The 16209-nt window shown below is 47.1% G+C and carries 15 protein-coding genes; 5 read left to right on the top strand and 10 right to left on the bottom strand.

The window, feature by feature from the left end:
* Positions 1 to 79: 79 nt before the first annotated feature.
* The 5 genes from ACQ76X_RS30435 to ACQ76X_RS30415 form a co-directional block, all read right to left on the bottom strand.
* On the bottom strand, positions 80 to 1516 hold the full coding sequence (locus tag ACQ76X_RS30435) for a sensor histidine kinase (RefSeq protein WP_076109558.1): 1437 nt from the start codon (positions 1514 to 1516) through the stop codon (positions 80 to 82).
* Positions 1513 to 2211, bottom strand: a complete 699-nt coding sequence (locus ACQ76X_RS30430) for a response regulator transcription factor (protein ID WP_038592865.1) — start codon at positions 2209 to 2211, stop codon at positions 1513 to 1515. Before ACQ76X_RS30430 ends, ACQ76X_RS30435 begins: the two co-directional genes overlap by 4 nt.
* The gene (locus ACQ76X_RS30425) at positions 2204 to 3487 is read right to left on the bottom strand and encodes a hypothetical protein (protein WP_156130893.1); all 1284 of its coding nucleotides are present in this window, start codon (positions 3485 to 3487) and stop codon (positions 2204 to 2206) included. Before ACQ76X_RS30425 ends, ACQ76X_RS30430 begins: the two co-directional genes overlap by 8 nt.
* Before the next feature lie 35 nt (positions 3488 to 3522).
* Positions 3523 to 4248: a phosphonate ABC transporter ATP-binding protein gene (locus ACQ76X_RS30420; RefSeq protein ID WP_076109556.1), complete on the bottom strand. Its 726-nt coding sequence runs from the start codon at positions 4246 to 4248 to the stop codon at positions 3523 to 3525.
* Between the two features lie 90 nt (positions 4249 to 4338).
* Positions 4339 to 5517 carry an MFS transporter gene (locus tag ACQ76X_RS30415; RefSeq protein ID WP_438497487.1) on the bottom strand — a complete coding sequence of 393 codons (1179 nt, stop codon included), beginning with the start codon at positions 5515 to 5517 and terminating at the stop codon, positions 4339 to 4341.
* A gap of 204 nt (positions 5518 to 5721) precedes the next feature.
* On the opposite strand from ACQ76X_RS30415, the gene ACQ76X_RS30410 reads away from it, so the two are divergent.
* From ACQ76X_RS30410 to ACQ76X_RS30400, 3 genes are all read left to right on the top strand, one after another.
* Positions 5722 to 6645, top strand: coding sequence for an ArsR/SmtB family transcription factor (locus ACQ76X_RS30410; protein WP_076109554.1), 924 nt, complete (start codon positions 5722 to 5724; stop codon positions 6643 to 6645).
* 106 nt (positions 6646 to 6751) lie between these two features.
* A complete protein-coding gene (locus tag ACQ76X_RS30405) occupies positions 6752 to 7504 on the top strand; it encodes an HAD family hydrolase (RefSeq protein ID WP_438497486.1) in 753 nt (250 codons plus the stop codon).
* Positions 7505 to 7601: 97 nt separating this feature from the next.
* Positions 7602 to 8330 (top strand): DsbA family protein, encoded by a 729-nt coding sequence (locus ACQ76X_RS30400; RefSeq protein WP_438497485.1) that lies wholly within the window; start codon positions 7602 to 7604, stop codon positions 8328 to 8330.
* Positions 8331 to 8426: 96 nt separating this feature from the next.
* Here the strand turns inward: ACQ76X_RS30400 and ACQ76X_RS30395 are convergent, their stop codons facing one another.
* The 3 genes from ACQ76X_RS30395 to ACQ76X_RS30385 form a co-directional block, all read right to left on the bottom strand.
* Entirely contained in the window at positions 8427 to 10709 is a 2283-nt protein-coding gene (locus ACQ76X_RS30395; RefSeq protein WP_438497484.1) for a DNA topoisomerase 3, read from the bottom strand.
* Positions 10710 to 10822: 113 nt separating this feature from the next.
* On the bottom strand, positions 10823 to 11296 hold the full coding sequence (locus tag ACQ76X_RS30390; RefSeq protein WP_438497483.1) for a hypothetical protein: 474 nt from the start codon (positions 11294 to 11296) through the stop codon (positions 10823 to 10825).
* Positions 11293 to 12552 carry a DNA polymerase IV gene (locus ACQ76X_RS30385; RefSeq protein ID WP_438497481.1) on the bottom strand — a complete coding sequence of 420 codons (1260 nt, stop codon included), beginning with the start codon at positions 12550 to 12552 and terminating at the stop codon, positions 11293 to 11295. The genes ACQ76X_RS30390 and ACQ76X_RS30385 overlap by 4 nt, the downstream gene beginning before the upstream one ends.
* Before the next feature lie 660 nt (positions 12553 to 13212).
* Here ACQ76X_RS30385 and ACQ76X_RS30380 point away from each other — a divergent pair.
* A complete protein-coding gene (locus ACQ76X_RS30380) occupies positions 13213 to 14181 on the top strand; it encodes a helix-turn-helix transcriptional regulator (protein ID WP_438497480.1) in 969 nt (322 codons plus the stop codon).
* A 352-nt stretch (positions 14182 to 14533) separates the two neighbouring features.
* On the top strand, positions 14534 to 14839 hold the full coding sequence (locus ACQ76X_RS30375) for a hypothetical protein (protein WP_438497479.1): 306 nt from the start codon (positions 14534 to 14536) through the stop codon (positions 14837 to 14839).
* A 307-nt stretch (positions 14840 to 15146) separates the two neighbouring features.
* On the opposite strand, the gene ACQ76X_RS30370 is transcribed toward ACQ76X_RS30375, so the two are convergent.
* Both ACQ76X_RS30370 and ACQ76X_RS30365 read right to left on the bottom strand, forming a co-directional pair.
* Positions 15147 to 15512, bottom strand: coding sequence for a DUF3139 domain-containing protein (locus ACQ76X_RS30370; protein ID WP_438497477.1), 366 nt, complete (start codon positions 15510 to 15512; stop codon positions 15147 to 15149).
* A 48-nt stretch (positions 15513 to 15560) separates the two neighbouring features.
* Entirely contained in the window at positions 15561 to 16007 is a 447-nt protein-coding gene (locus ACQ76X_RS30365) for a hypothetical protein (protein WP_438497476.1), read from the bottom strand.
* Positions 16008 to 16209 lie beyond the last annotated feature (202 nt).

The following is a 16209-nucleotide window of genomic DNA, read 5'->3' as shown; positions in this document are numbered from 1 at the left end:
CAGCAGTCTCTGATAACCGGAGCTGCTGCTTTTTTCTTGTATATTTACTTTCTGTCGCTTTACACTCATAAAGAGCCTGTTACAGTAATTCAGGTCCGTTTCCACCCTCCGCTGCAACTGGAGGCTGTTCCTCGGTCAGCGGCAAAATAACAGTAACCTGCGTTCCTTTGCCCAGCTCACTATCCAATTCCAGCTTTCCGTGATGAAGCTCCACAATTTGCTGGGAAATGGCAAGCCCCAGTCCGGTTCCTCCGTTCAGCGCGTCGACCTGGAAGAAACGATCGCGGACTCTGGAGAGGTGGGCTTCGCTGATGCCAATTCCGCTGTCCCTGACAATGACAGCCATCTCCTCCTTGGAGAGACGGTGGGTGGACAAGACAATGCTGGAATCTTCAGGGGAGAACTTCACGGCGTTGTCCACCAAATTCAGGAATACCTGTTTCAGCCGGTTGGCGTCTCCCTTGATATAGATCGTCCCTTCACATTCCAGCAGCAGATGTATACGTTTCTTCTCCGCTTTGGCCCATACATTCAGTATCGTCTCCTGAAGCACCACTTTGATATCGATAAGAGCAATGGATAGCTTCATCTCATTCTGCTGCAGCTTGGAGAAGTCGAGGATTTCCTCCACCAACCCGATCAGCCGGTCGCTTTCCTTGGATATAATCCCCATACCCAGCTTGGTTTCCTCCGGATCGTAGCCACCTGAAATCAGTGTTTCGCTCCAGCCCTTGATGCTGGTCAGCGGCGTCCGCAACTCATGGGAAATCGAGGAAATGAAATCATCCTTAATCTGATTGCTGCGGATAATTTCATCTGCCATATAGTTGAGTGTGGTTGCCAAATCACCAATCTCATATTTGTAGTCACCTTTGATCCGGGTCGTAAATCTGCCTTTGGCCATCTGCGCGGACACTGCCGTAATATTATTGAGCGGCTTTACAATGGAATTGGCGAGACCGAAGCTGAAGAGCATAACAATAGCCATTACTGCTGCACCGATACCGATGGATACCAAGGTAAGGTTCAGCAAATCTGAGTTGATTCTCTCCATGGACGTAAGGTATCTTACAATAAAAGAATCGCGGCCGTTAATGTGCAGCATTTTGGATACGGCCATAACGCTCTCATTCGTCCCTGCTTGTCTGCCTACCCAGCGTCCGATACTTCCGCCAACCGCTTCTGAAACATCGCTGGTAGTAATCGTACGGTCAGGCTGAAATGGCGTAGATCCGGTAAGGATATCACCGTTAAGGGTCAGTATTTCCAATTCTGTATTATCCATATCGAAGTATTCAAGCAGCTTCTGAAAATGAACGGGCGAACCCTCGTTGGAAAATGTAAATTTATAGAAGTTTTCCGATATTCCGATCTGGGTCGTAATTTTATTATAAACACTATCGTAATAATACGTCCGGATGGCCAGCAGAAAAATAACCTCAACGAGGAGGAGCGCCACGAAGACTACAAGAATATAGTGCAGTACAATCTGTCTGCGCATCCCCTTCTTGATCATTGTCCTTGACCCTTCCATTTATAGCCGTGTCCCCATACGGTCTGTAGGTATTCGGGTTCTGAGGGATTATTCTCAATCTTTTGGCGCAGCCGGCGGATATTCACATCAACAATTTTCGGGTCGCCCATGTACTCTTTGCCCCAGACATGATCCAAGAGCGAGTCGCGGCTGAGCGGTGTGTTTTCTTTTTCCAGGAAAAATTGTACCAATGAAAACTCGGTTGGCGTCAGTTCGATGCCTTCCCCACTGCGCTTAAACTGTTTGGAAATCAGATCGAGCGTAAACGGCCCCGAATGAAATGAGACCTTTGCAGACTGCTCCCGGTGAACATTGACACGGCGCAGCAGCGATTGTATACGGGCGATCAGCTCCGTAGGACTGAATGGTTTGCTGACATGGTCATCCGCACCGACTGAAAGGGCATATACCTTATCCTGCTCCTGGACTTTTGCCGTAAGAAAGATAATCCCGAGCCGTTCATTCGTTTCCCGGATGCGTCTGCATACCTCAAATCCGTCGATGCCGGGAACCATTACGTCCAGGAGTGCAATATCAATATCAGGAACCGTAGTCAGCTTGTGCAGTGCTTCATTGCCGTCAGCGGCTTCCAGCACCTCAAATCCGTTGCGCTTGAGATTAATAACTATAAAACTGCGGATGGATTCTTCATCCTCCAGAATTAATACCTTACTCATCGATTCCCTTCCTTTCTATAGGCGAGGTAATTTTATTGTTGTCGCCCCCGCTTGTGTTCTGCTCAACTTCTCCCCGATAGCCGATAAACTTATCAAGATCAAATCCTAATATTTTCCATCCGCTACTCTTTACGCGCTCCCATTCTGCCGGAGAAAAGAATGAGATTTCTGCTACCGTCTCACCGGTATTCGATAAAATAAACTTAAGTGATTTGTCCTGGACCGACTTGGTATCCACTGTAACATTCTCATGCCATTCCGGTAAAAGATCAATCCTGAAGCGGTCCGACGGATCACGGTATTGCAGCGCGGAAAAGGTTAAGCCGTTTTTGCCGTCCCATTTGTAATAAGAATTGAAATAGGGGATCGTCTCAGGATCAAAATATTCCCAGCCCTTCGGCGGCTCCAGCAATCCGATTTCGATAACGCCGTCGCCGTCGATATCCTCGCTGACAATCTTTCTGTCCTTAAAGGTCCGGGCATCTCCGGGGATCACCACACGCAGCTTATTATTCTCCATCACTACCACCGTCGTGTATGCTGAGCGTGAATCCACTGCCGAATCCAGAACTATACCTTCTTTATTCTCTGCCACTTTTCCTGAGACAATATTGTAATAATTACTGAAATAAGGATCCAGATCGTCAAGCTCATCCAAAACCTTAAAGCCGTCGTTGTACTGATAGGTAGTAATTGTCGCAAACTCATTGCGTTTAAAATACACAACCGTGATGTCTTCAATCCCATCCTCATTGAGATCATCGACCATATATTTCGTGTAGGGCTGGGAGAGCACTTCCTCCAGTTCTCCGCCGGAATAGGAGTAGACCACCATCCCTTTCTCTACACCTCGTGAATAACCGGCAATGATATTCAGCTTCCCCTCACCGGTCACATCCCTTAAATCAACGGAATCCAATTCCGTTCCGCCACCGTCAAATACCAGCTTCTTCTCCCAGACATCGTCCCGCTTCTCCAGGATCATGCCGTGAATCAGTACGGCCTCATTCTTCGTCGAATAGAAGACGAGCGTCTCCATCGTTCCGTCCTTGTCCAGATCCTCAGTGAAAATAGAGCTGTCATCGTCACTTACCGGACGGATCAGCGAAGCTCCGGCTGGCATGTGGGACGTGATCGCCGTCATCAGCGAAGCCTTGTCGGCAGACAGCTCCGGCGCCTTCATCCGCAAAACAGGATCGCTGATGAAGGTGCAGCCCGACAGTATGGACAGAGAAAGAGATACCGCCGCCAGACGTCTCAGAACTCGATTATTCAACTTCATCACTCTTTCCTTGTTTCGTGGTGTAATGATTACAGATGCAGGCGTTCTTGTGATGTCAGACGGCGGCCCTTTACATCATGTTTGATCCGGCCGTCTTCAAGCACCCACAGCCGTGTAGCATAACGTTCCGCCAGTTCTAGGGGCAACACCGTCACTACCGTCAGCCCTGTCTCTTTGCAGAGCTTGCGCAGGGTTTCCAGCACTCCCTCCGCTGTACGCGGATCAAGACCGGTAACCGGTTCATCCGCCAGAATCACCTTGGCTCCGTGAACCAGTGCCCGGGCAATCGCCACCCGCTGACGTTCTCCGCCGCTTAGCTGGTTTGTCTTCATCTTGGCCTTATCCAGCAGACCCAATAAATCCAGCTCGTCCATCGCGCCCATGTAGTCGTCTGAACGGACCATTCCTGTCACCATCCGCCAGAGCGGTGTTTGCGAGGACTGGCCTATCAGCACGTTCTTCAGCGCAGTCCGGTTCGGATTGAGCTCTGCATTTTGTTCCAGATAAGCCCACTCCCGGCGGATCTTCCGTTTGCCGGTAAAGACATTTCCGAGAATATTGACTCCATCCACCCTGAAGTTCCCTCTGTCCCATTTCTCTTTCAGCGCAAGGCAGCGCAGCAGCGTTGACTTACCGCTCCCGCTGGCTCCCAGCAGTACAACAAGCTCACCTGGTTCTAATTGAAAGCCAATGTCCTGCAGAACAGGCATTTTTTCTTCCCCGACTGCTTTGGCTAAATGTTCAACTGTGATCATAGTTCAGCCTCTCCCTGTCTTTGACTCTACTCTATAGTGTACTCTGAAAGCGTGATCGATTTCCATGCGAGCATCCGTTCTTATCTTACCTCAATTCAGCTGGCGTGGCGAGAATAATAACCCTGCCAAACCGAACAATATATAAAAAGCGCCCAGCAGGACAAAAACACCGCCTCCCCAGCCAAATTCTAGCAGAAGTCCGCCGATGCCCGGTCCCACAATGCTGCCTATACTAAAATGAAAGGAGGAAACCACATTTGCCGCAGGCAGCAAATTACGCGGAAGAATATCTGCAGCGTAACTTAGACCCAGCGAGAAGAAAGAACCTACCAGACCGCCTGCCACCATCAGCACAACCAGCGTCAGCAGGAAATGATTACCGGTCAGCGGCAGCAAGGTAAAGGCCAGACCGCCACTCACACCGGAAAAGATCAGAATCTTCTTTCGGCCGTAGCGGTCGCTCCATATCCCCAGCGGCAGTTGAAGCAGCAGACCGCCAATACCGGCGAATGGCAGCAGCGCAGCAATCTGATCCGTGCTGTAGCCAATGCGCAGTCCGTACACAGGGAAATTACTGTTCAGACTAGCTTCCATATAGCCGTAAAGAAGTGCAGGTATCAGGGCATACCAAGCGAGGCTGTAGCTTCGCCCGAAACGCCGCGCTTGTCCCTCCCCATGCTCAACTTTATCCGGAAGGGAATCCGGCAGCTTGATGAGTACCAGCAGCAGCACCAGCACAAAAAGCGCAGCAATAATCAAAAACGGTGCAGCCTGGCCATATCGCAGCAGGCTGATCCCAATCGGGCCGAGACTAAATCCGAGTCCGTAGGACATCCCATACAGCGAGAGATTGCGCCCCCGGTGCTCCGCAGGTGTCATTAGCAGCACCCATAGCTGCGCAGCATAGTTAATGGCTGAGTCTCCTATGCCTACAAACAGGCGCAAGACAAACCAGACCTTAATGCCCGGCAGCAGCGGGAACAGGAGCAGCGCCACCAGCACAAGGCTGAGCCCGGCAGCGATCAGCTTCTTGAAGCCGATGGCGCCAAGAACCCGCTCGGCTACCAGCGTCATCGCAAAAGAGCCTACATATAAAGCAGCGGCATTAAGGCCGTTGAGCGAGGAAGAGACCCCTTTTTGCTCCAGCAGAATGGAGAGCACCGGAAGCAGCAGCCCTTGGCTGAGCCCGGCAGCGATAATAACGGTAATCAGAATCATATAATTCCATTTGTTGTTCAGTTTGCTTGTTGCGGTGAGACGGTCTGACACGGATGAATCCTCCTAAACGTTTTGTGAGCATTTGCTTCCTGAGTCGCTTCGAACAAAACTGGCTTCGAAAGCTCAGGGCTATGTAATACAATAGTTAAGCAAACGGACGTGAAACGGCAAACACCGAACATTATAGTGGACAACCCTCTTCAAAACAAGAGATAATATATAGAAGTGACGGATTTCCCTGGGGGTGTATGCTTCATGAGCTATGAACTGAAAATTGATGTCTCGCCTGTATATGAACTGCTGGACAGTTTCATGATATATGTTACCGGTAAATGGATCTCCAATCTGGATATAGGTCCCGACTGGGTCCGTGATCTCGACGGCCGCATACCGCCGCAGCAGGTATCCGCTCTGAAGCAGGCTGCCGAATGGCCCTTTACTGACTATGATGTGCTGTATGCCTGGGCTTACAACCGCGGGCCAGGCTCCAAAGTGCTGCAGTTCCTGGACGAACTGGAGTCTTCCTCACTGGAGGAGCGATTCGAGCGCTTGTCTCCCCTGTTTCCCGATTTTACGATTGAAGAATGTAAACGGATCAAAGACAGCTATGCTCCGCTTCTTCGCCTTTGGTATGATCAGTACTTCCGCCATGTGGAGCAGAAGATTCTGCCGCTGCTGATTGAGGACGCCTCGGAGAAGAAGCTGCTGGAGAGCAAAATGGACCCTGGAGCGCTGATTGAATACGCCTCAGGCGGAGTGGTAGTCGGTGACATCCCGGATTTGCAGACTATTGTGCTGCTGCCTACGGTGCACAACCGGCCGATTAATACGTATTGCTTCTATAATACCTTAATGATCATTCAGTACCCTGTAGATGTGCCTTCTGAAGACGAAGACGAGCCGCCTACCGTACTGCTACGCCTGACCAAGGCGCTGTCGGACCCGACGCGTCTAAGACTGCTGCGCTATGTGGCTAATGAGCCCAAGACCATATGGGACATGCAGTCCGATTTGAGCCAGTCCAGTGAAATGCTTATGCATCATTTGCTTATCCTACGGGTCGCCGGTCTCCTGCGCGTCCATCTGGGCAGTGAAGGAGAAGGCAATGAACGTTTCAGCATCCGCGCGGACGGCGCCTCGGATCTTCAGATGTTCCTGGAATCCTATATTCGTTTATAATAACAGTACCAAACAGAGACAGAGTTAAGCGAATGCTTACGAAGCGAGTTTTGTACGAAGCCCTGCCGATAAGTATCTGCTAACAAAACTTTTAGGAGTGAGCGTTATGAAATATTCAACACAGCAAGTAATTTTCGATTTGGACGACACCCTGGTGCACTGCAACAAATATTTTGACCTCATTCTGGGGCAGTATTTCGAACTCATGTCCGACTGGTTCAGCGGCATTGGTCCTACTACGAGTGAAGTCCGCACCAAACAGGCCGAGATTGATGTAGAGACGGTAAGCACCAGCGGACTGGCCAGTGAAAATTTCCCCAAGTCCCTCATTGCAACCTACCACTATTTTTGCGCCAAATTCAACCGGTCAACCGATCCCTATCAGGAGCAGCAGCTGATGAAGCTTGGACTCAGTGTCTACGATCAGGAAATCGAAGCTTATCCGGGCATGGTCGAGACGCTTGATTCATTGAAACAGGACGGTCATGATTTATATCTGTACACTGGCGGCGACGATACGATTCAACAGCGCAAGATTGAACAGATGAAGCTGGATGTATATTTCAACGACCGGATCTTTATCCGCCAGCACAAAAATGTAGAATCACTGGAAAATATTCTGAGCACTTACCCGTTCGAGCGCCAGCGCACCTGGATGATCGGCAACTCTCTGCGCACCGATGTACTCCCTGCCGTCACCGCAGGCATCAACAGCATTTACCTGAAGCAGCAGAACGAATGGCTCTATAACCTGATCGAGCTTCAACGTGAAATACAGCAATCTGTAGTAACCATTTCTTCTATTCACGAAGTAACCCCGGTTATCCGGACAGCGTCTCTGCGACAAAATCACGGGTGACGAAAAGACAAGTCCTTGTTACAAATGACATAGGCAACCTCCTGGCAGTGTGATTATACTGTTTGAGAAGATTTTCATCTCATTGCAGGAGGTAGGAATGAACAAGAAGACGAACCCTAAGAACGCTCCGGACAGCAGACGCTTACTCCCCATGCTGCTGGCTGTAGTTGTGGTTATCCTCCTTGGTGTGCTTGTCTACATCACGACGAGCAACAAAGACGATGAGGCCATAGTATTCGACAATCTGCCCAACTATACGGATGTAAAAGGCACCATCGTGGTTGACGGGCTGAAGTATGAGAAGCAGCCGCATCTCGGAAGCAAAGATGCCAAGGTAAAGGTCATTGAATTCGCCGATTTCAAATGCCCTGCCTGCAAGAAATGGACGGCAACTTATCTGGATACGTTCATTAAAGATTATGTAGACAGTGGCAAAGTGCAATTTTATTTCATGAACTTTGCATTTATTGACCGGGATTCTTATCTTGGCGCAAGTGCCGGCGAAGCCATCTATAAGCAGAGTAACGAGAAATTCTGGGAGTATCTTCACAAGCTATATGAGAATCAGGGTGACGAAAGCAAGATCTGGATTACCCAAAAGTTCATCCTAGACTTCGTGAAGAACAATATTGATGGCCTGGACTACGCTCAATTTGAGCAGGATGTCCAGAATCACACCTACATGTATGATGTGAAGGAAGACTTTAAGATTGCCGGCTCTTATGGAGTGAATGGCACACCTAAATTCATGGTGAACGGCGTTCTCCTGCCGAACTCCTCATATGAAACACTGGCCGCTGCAATCGAAGCCGAACTGGTCAAATAAGAATGTAATGCATTTAAAAAGAGGATGTGCTCCGGCCGGAAATCATTAGGCCAGGGTGCATCCTCTTTGATTGCTCGTAAGATTTAAACTTTGCCTTTATTCTACAGTCAGTTGACCTGTACTTACATCCGAGAGTACCAGCTTGCCCTCCTGCGGTGAGCCGTCCTCGCCGGCAAGCTTCAGCTTGCCTGTTTTGCCTTTCTCAATCAGCGCCTTGACCTGGGCATCACTAAGGGTGCGGCCGTGATTTTCCTTCCAGATGACAAATTTACAGCCTTCCTTGTAATGGGAACAGCCATACCCTTTGCGCCCCATAAAAATCGTTCCACCGCAGCCGGGCCGCGGACACTTCCCGATGATTTTTGGTCCGTCATCCCCTTTAGCCGCAGCCGCTTTTCCGGCAGCTTCCGCTCCTGACTCGCCAGCCGCTTTGCGGGGCTTCGCCTCAGCCGGTTTACCTGCCGGCTTGCGTGCCGCGCCGGCTCCGCTTCGTCCTTTGGCTCCGCCTTTCAAGGATGGCGTCTCCCCTTCAAAGGAGGTTTTGGCTGCCCGGGACTGTACCCGGACTTTGTCCACAATCATCGAGGCGAATCGCTTGACGTTCTCCATAAACTGCCCGTCCGCCGCCGTGCCTCTGGCGATTTCATTCAACCGCCGCTCCCACTGGCCGGTCATTTCCGGTGACGTCAGCAGTTCGACGCCTGCACCACGAATAAGCTCAATGGCAGTCCTGCCCTTTTGCGTGATGGCGATTTTTTTGCCCTGCATTTCCACATAACCCACGTTCTTAAGCCGTTCAATCGTCGCCGCGCGGGTAGCTGGTGTGCCAAGGCCGGAGTCCTTCATCGCGTCGCGCAGCTCCTCATCCTCAATCTGCTTGCCCGCACTTTCCATCGCTTTCAGCAGCGTACCCTCCGTGTAGTGCTTGGGCGGCTGGGTGTCCTTCTCTTTGACGATCGCATCACTGCACAGCACCTCATCGGCAGGAACCACTGAGAACGGTTCATTCACTTCAATTTCTTCTTCCTCTTCATCTTCCTTGCCTTTGCCCTTGGACGGCTTGGCCTTGTCCTTCTTCTGATCGCCGTAAATCACTTTCCAGCCCAGGGACAGCAGCTCCTTGACCGTAGTTTTGAAATTTTCGTTCTCCACCTCGGTAAGTACGGTATGAACCTTATATTCAGCAGCCGGATAAAATTGCGAGAGGAAGCGGCGCACAATCAAGTCGTACAGCTTGGCCTCATCCGCGCTAAGTCCCGATGCTTTGCGGTTAGTCGGCAGAATGGCATGGTGATCTTCAACCTTCGAGGGATTGCAGATAAACTTATTGCCTTTATGGACCAGATTCCGGTTGGCGCCTTTAACCCATTCGTCATACGATGTACCTTGCAGGGCGGAAAGCGTCTTGTGCATCTCCGGGATGTTCTGTTCGGTCACATAGTTGGAATTGGTCCGGGGATAGGAGATCACCTTATGCTTTTCATATAATGCCTGAGCAATATCGAGCGTTTTTTTGGCGGAAAAAGCATGCTTACCGTTCGCCTCGCGCTGCAGCAGCGTCAAATCATATAACTTATTCGGGTACTCTTTCGTCTCTTTGACCTCATAAGAAGCTATCCTCCCCGGCTTGCCCTTGACCTTAGCGGCCAACGCTTCAGCTTTGGCTCCATCCGTCAGACGTTCCCCTTGCCACATCCCTTTGTAGGTCATCTCGTTCTGAGCGAAATGTCCCTCCACTTCAAAAAACTTAAGCGATGAAAAAGCTTCTATCGTCTTCTGGCGGTCATAGATCAGCGCAAGTACTGGAGTCTGCACCCGCCCAACGGACAGCAGCACATTATGTTTGGTCGTAAACGCCCGTGAGCCGTTCATGCCAATCAGCCAATCCGCTTCACTGCGTGCTCTGGCGGCTTTGGTCAGGTTTTCGTACTCTGATCCGTCCCGCAGCTCCTGGAACCCTTTACGGATCGTCTCCGGAGTCAAATCGGAAATCCACAGCCGTTTCACTGGCTGATTCAGCTTCAGATGCCGCTGTATCAGCGAAAAGATATGCTGTCCCTCCCGCCCGGCGTCGCAGGAATTGACCAATAGGTCGCTGCGTTTGGCCAGTTCACCAATAACTTTCAGCTGGTCAATGGTACGCGCATTGGGTACCAGCTTGAACTGCTCGGGGATGATCGGCAAATCATTGATATTCCATTTTTTATATTTGTCGTCATAGGCTTCAGGCTCGGCCAACCCGATAAGATGTCCAATCGCCCATGTGATGATGTACTGCTCCCCTTCCAGATAGGAACGGTAATTTTTGGCCTTTGGTTCTATTGCGGCGGCGATATTCCGCCCCATATCCGGTTTCTCCGCAATAATAAGTGTCTTCAAAAAGTATCGCTCCTTAACCTTCATTGTTCCAAAATACGTCCAGTAGTCTATTATACCATTATGATGTGAATAAAAAATACCCGCCAGTTCAAATGAACTGACGGGGTTTCGTCTTATTTTTGCAGGTCTTTTAATACTGTCCCAAGGTCGGCGGTATACTTGGTCAACCTTAAGCTTATCTCTGTACGCATAACATCACGAGTTAGTCCAAAGCGTTCCTGGTACCCCCGGCAAAAGATTTTATAATATACTAAAAATTCCTCCTGTTCATCCGCCAGCATCCTAATATTTCGCTGCTTCAGCTCTTTTTGTAACTGATAGGTATCCTGAATAATCCTACGCTGTATGGCTTGCCCGGCCATTAAATAGGCGCGTTTAAGGATGTTGCCTGAATGTTCGATCTCCTTCAGGCTCTTGCTAACCATAGTATCTATGTAAGGGAGCAATATGAGGTCACGAACCATTGTCCGTTCATCAACGGTTATCATTTTTCTTACCTCATCATCTTGCTTCTGCTCATACTGCTCCACGTGTTCGGTCATTAACATTTTGGTTTTCCATCTCTCATTCCCGTTTAATTTACTCATTTATAATGTCCTCCAATCTGTTCAGCCCGTTCCAGGGCAACTCCAGATTCGAGCAACGAGGAAGCACGTATGAGCGCTCGGCTACCGTACCGGGTTTTGATTTGATCAATTGCCCGTTCTCTGTTGTATGTGCGGATACGGTCATCAAATAACGTAAGTTGCATGACACTGTCATCGGTCAAATGCGATATAGATATCGCTAAACGGCTTAAAGGCATACCGGTCCAATTATCAACGAATAAGCGATATGCTGCTGCTGCCACCTCATGAGTTAAAGACGATGGCTCCGGCAGTGTCATTTGTCGGCTGTATGAGTTTGATTTATCACCATCGGTTTCTGATACCGCTATAGACACCGTTGCTCCCATATACCGGTATCTCCGCGCTCGTTGGCAAACCTCAATTACCAATTCAAGCAAGACAACCTCGATTTCAGTTAGTCGGGTATACAAATTCCAGCGTAGAGCCTTACCGTGTCCTACTGATTTGATTTGATGGCGTATCCCGGTAACTACTGGGCTGGGATCTATGCCACGGGCAGTCTGCCAGTAATACTCCGCCTGAATATCGCTTTGCTTGCCCATAGTCGTACGCATTCTCCGCTTAAACTCACCTAACTCCATACGGGCAATATCTCCAATTGTGGTAATACCCATGCGGTAAAAATTTTTGCTCATTCGACCAGCCACCATAAACATTTCATGCACTGGCAACGGCCAGAGCTCTTTATCTAAATTGTCGTAATCAAGCCTGAAAATTCCTCCGTCCTTCTTCTTGGCAAAGTTGTTTGCCATCTTAGCAAGTATTTTTGTCGGTCCGATCCCCACTCTGGTCCAAACACCAGTTGATAACATGACATGCTGCTGAATGGAGTGAATTACCTCCTGCAAATCTCCTCCAAAAAAGCTCAATGAGCCTGTCACATCCAAAAATTGCTCGTCGATACTGAAGGCTTCAACAAGGTCGGTATAACTATGATATATTTCTGAGATCAGCAGAGAGACCTTTATATACGTACTCATCCGTGGCCGGATGACCACTAGATCCCGGCATTTAGTCATTGCTTCACCAACGCGTGACGCGGTGGTTACACCATAGGCTTTGGCGATGGGGCATGCTGCCAATACAATGCCATTCATCCTAGTTGGATCTCCGACTGCGACAGGCTTATCTTTGTATTCAGGGTGGGCAGCCTTTTCGACGCTTGCGTAAAACGCTTGGCAATCTGAAAGTAAAATGATTCGGTCCTTAGGCATATCGCTGCTCCCGTGCCGGATGCCACGCGAGGATATTAGAGAGCAGAAAGACTCGTGGCGCATGGACTGATAAGCAAGTAGCCCGAACGCACCCATTCCGTATGTCCAATATTTCAATTCGCCTCTGAGTGATCTCTCCCAATTTGTCCAAGTATATGATTTCGATGGTTTGGCCGATGCTCATTTTCATGATTGATCGCCTCCGATAAAATAAGAACATTTGTTTGTATTATAACCAAACATACGTTCTTTATACAATAAGTAAGATATTCTTCCAATGGGATAAAAAAGAAATTAATTATCTCCGCTCACTTTATTGCAGATATAGACATAAATGTTTAGAAAATTCTTTTATTTCTCTATATTGTAGGTTTTGGAAATACTAACAACCAATACATTAAATATACGATAAGGTGGGGCTGGTGTTTGGTTAGGACCAAAACGTTTGAATTGTCATTGAATGATAACGTTGATATTATCCAAGGCAGAGTAGTTTCCTTATCTGCGCTTAGTGTTTGATGTTGTGTAAGCGCTGAAAATTTATATTAGGCGAGTTAAGGAATAAAATATATCCTCTCTTTTCCGCAAGTAAAATCAAGCAATGCAATTTCCATTACTCTATGATGACTATAGAGTGGTTGAAACGAGGTGAACAGTCGAATGTACGAGTGGCACAAGCAAATCCAAATAATCGTTGATGAAATCGACGAGTGTATTAAAAATCGTAACGGTGAAGCAATAACGCTACAATTTCTTTCTCGCAAGTTAGGTTATTCCGAATTTCATACTACGAGAAAATTCAAGGAAATATCGGGTATGCAATTTAGGGATTATCTGCGGCATAGAAAATTAGCCTTTGCACTAAAAGAGGTTCGGGATAGTGAAAGAAGCATTTTGGATATTGCTTTTGATTATGGTTTTTCATCACATGAAGCTTTTACCAGGGCTTTCAAGGGAACATATGGTGTAACTCCAAGTGAATACCGAAAAAAGCCTATGCCTGTTGCCCTTCGTACAAAAATAAACCCTTTCGACCGCTACTTTTTCGGATTTGGAGAGATTGGTATGATCAAATCTACAGATGATGTTAACATTTATTTTGTAACCATTCCCGCACACAAATTTTTGCACATTAAAAACTATGAGAGTAATGGGTATTGGGATTTTTGGCAAAAGCAAAGTCTTATTCCGGGACAGGACTGCGAAACAATTTGCGGCTTACTCGATAGTATCAAGGGCAAATTGGATGACGATGGTGGGAGTGAATCTAACGGCGGCAGCGGTCAGATTATGGCTTACATTAATGACCCGGACGGCAGACTCTGCGATTGGGGTATTCCACGTACAGAGTGTTTTGGTGTACGTCTTCCTTTTGATTATAAAGGTGAAGTACCACCACAAATGCTTATGATTGATGTTCCCGAAGCCGAGTATATTGTTTTTGAACATGGGCCATTCAATTATGAGCAGGAAAATCGTAGTGTAGAGGAAAAGATGGAAAGGACAATGGCAACTTTTGATTTTGCAGGCACTGGTTACTGCTTTGATACTTCCCTTGGGAGAATCATTTACGTTTATCACGATCCGGAGCGGTTTTTGAAGTATATCAGGCCAGTGCGGAAGTCATAATCAATAAAAAGCACCTGCCCAAATGCGCTAGGTGCTTTTCTACATATGATAACGTCCTGACACCGCTCCTTCACAGATAATGACTTCCAAGCCAGTCAAAACAGATTAAGCAGGTAAGCAAAAGGTTGCGGCTATGTGCTGATGAAGAAAATAAGCAAACTGTAGTGTTGTCTCCGCAACCATGTAGCCGCATGATTAGTTGGATTATCTACGAATGGCATTAATTCTTAGTCCCTACTTGACAGCATCTTAGGAAAAGGTTGAAATATTCTCTCAGATAACGAGTCATCAAATTCTAGTTTATGAAAAAGAAGGATTAGAGGATAAAATCCACACAGTAGAGATAAGCAAGTTGACAAAAGGGACATACAGTGTTGACTTTATTATTGATGCGATAGATATATTTGGAGAACTTTTAAGTCCTGATACTGTAATACCTACTCCAACGGAAACACCAACACCTACGGTAACACCAACTCCAGAGCAACCAACCGGCGATCGTGCCATCTTGGTTGTAACGATGAATACTGGCCTTGAAAAAGAATTCGATCTTGATAAGCACGATAACAACAAAGGCCCGTTCAGCAAACATACTGAATACGTGGTACATGATAAGATCCTTACCTTTGAAGTAAGTGAGTACACTGCAACAAAATAAACAAAAACAAACCCGTCCGTCACGAGCCCGGCGGGTTATTTTATGTATGCTCTAAATTCAAATCGTTCACGTATGAACAAACTGCCGGCAATCTTGATTGTCTCTTGGGAATACGACTCCACCAACCCGCCATAATCCATTAGGTGGCCAATTGGGTCCGGATCTTCCCGGACCAGACTGATACCTTGGATTGCGCAAGGGTAGCAGTTAGGAAGTCTGCATCGTTCTCCAGGACTTTGTATGTAGTCCTCGAATAGTCCGCACTATAATAAAATCAAATGAAAACTCCGTATAAAACCCGCTGTAATTAGTTATCCTTTTTTAATCGCTGCGGTTCTTTAGGATCTAGTTGTGTCCAGTCTGATGCATCTCTGTCTGTGAAAATGTATTTTGTATTAGGGTCATCAGCAAATATTACATATACAGGAAATTTCGGCATAGAACTTAACTCAGCTTTAACACTCACTATATCAGATTCAGAGTATCCCTCTACAGTAATTAAATATGCTTTTAGGCTTTTTTCAAGTGAATTATATTTAAACTGGAGTGCTGCATAAATCCCAATTACGAGCAAAATGATAATTGATGCTGCGATAATCACAAATTTTCTAATTTTAAAACCACCTCCTGTAGTAAAAGCTAGAAAACAAATAAAAAAGCTTTCCATATACATCTCAACAATAAACCTAATATAACATTTTCTTCAAAGAAACTTAACCTATTAAACAGCAGTAAATGAAGTCATATAAATTACGAAAGGTGAGTTTATAACCATTGATGGAGTAACAAATCCCCTAAGATCGGGGGTATTATTAACGTTCATCAAGTCTATTCCTTCACCATTATAAAATGCTTGCCAAACAAATTTAGAGCAATAATTAGCGGAAAGGGTTCCTAGTTTTGAAAAAGGAACTATAGAGTATTCTTTAACATATTGGAAATCCCAAGTAGCCCATTTAGCAGCACTTACACCCATTCCATTTGTAGGCCGATAGACTTTTATTGTTTCCCCCGCACCATGCCTATTCATGTAACCCGTCATATTATCTACTGTTCCACCATTAACAGGTAATGTCACATGAACAACCTTGAAGTTTGAATTTACAATTCCTGTATGCCCTACTATTTGAGAACTTGACCCTAAGCTATCGTTCTGATCTCCATCCACCTGCAAGACGGCCACCGTTATCCCAAACGGTGAAATAATGCCGCCGCTGGAAGAATGGATCAACCGGTTTTCGTTCCATCCAGAACGTCCCCAAATCAAAGAAGAAATTCGTAAGGATAATCCTTGCACTGGTGTCACTATTCCAAAAAAACAAATGACTGTAGAAGAAATTAAAAACAATGAAATTTACGAAAAGTACCTA

Origin of the sequence: Paenibacillus sp. IHBB 3054, assembly GCF_051594305.1 — a bacterium.
Lineage (GTDB): Bacteria > Bacillota > Bacilli > Paenibacillales > Paenibacillaceae > Paenibacillus_AQ.
Note: the sequence above shows the minus strand (reverse complement) of the source record. Positions and strands in the feature narration are given on the sequence as shown.

Excerpts from the sequence above, each read along its gene's own strand:
- ACQ76X_RS30435 (WP_076109558.1), bottom strand. The coding sequence starts at position 1,516 with ATGATCAAGAAGGGGATGCGCAGACAGATTGTACTGCACTATATTCTT.
- ACQ76X_RS30430 (WP_038592865.1), bottom strand. The coding sequence starts at position 2,211 with ATGAGTAAGGTATTAATTCTGGAGGATGAAGAATCCATCCGCAGTTTT.
- ACQ76X_RS30420 (WP_076109556.1), bottom strand. The coding sequence starts at position 4,248 with ATGATCACAGTTGAACATTTAGCCAAAGCAGTCGGGGAAGAAAAAATG.
- ACQ76X_RS30410 (WP_076109554.1), top strand. The coding sequence starts at position 5,722 with ATGAGCTATGAACTGAAAATTGATGTCTCGCCTGTATATGAACTGCTG.
- ACQ76X_RS30405 (WP_438497486.1), top strand. The coding sequence starts at position 6,752 with ATGAAATATTCAACACAGCAAGTAATTTTCGATTTGGACGACACCCTG.
- ACQ76X_RS30400 (WP_438497485.1), top strand. The coding sequence starts at position 7,602 with ATGAACAAGAAGACGAACCCTAAGAACGCTCCGGACAGCAGACGCTTA.
- ACQ76X_RS30390 (WP_438497483.1), bottom strand. The coding sequence starts at position 11,296 with ATGAGTAAATTAAACGGGAATGAGAGATGGAAAACCAAAATGTTAATG.
- ACQ76X_RS30385 (WP_438497481.1), bottom strand. The coding sequence starts at position 12,552 with ATGCCTAAGGACCGAATCATTTTACTTTCAGATTGCCAAGCGTTTTAC.
- ACQ76X_RS30380 (WP_438497480.1), top strand. The coding sequence starts at position 13,213 with ATGTACGAGTGGCACAAGCAAATCCAAATAATCGTTGATGAAATCGAC.
- ACQ76X_RS30370 (WP_438497477.1), bottom strand. The coding sequence starts at position 15,512 with ATGTATATGGAAAGCTTTTTTATTTGTTTTCTAGCTTTTACTACAGGA.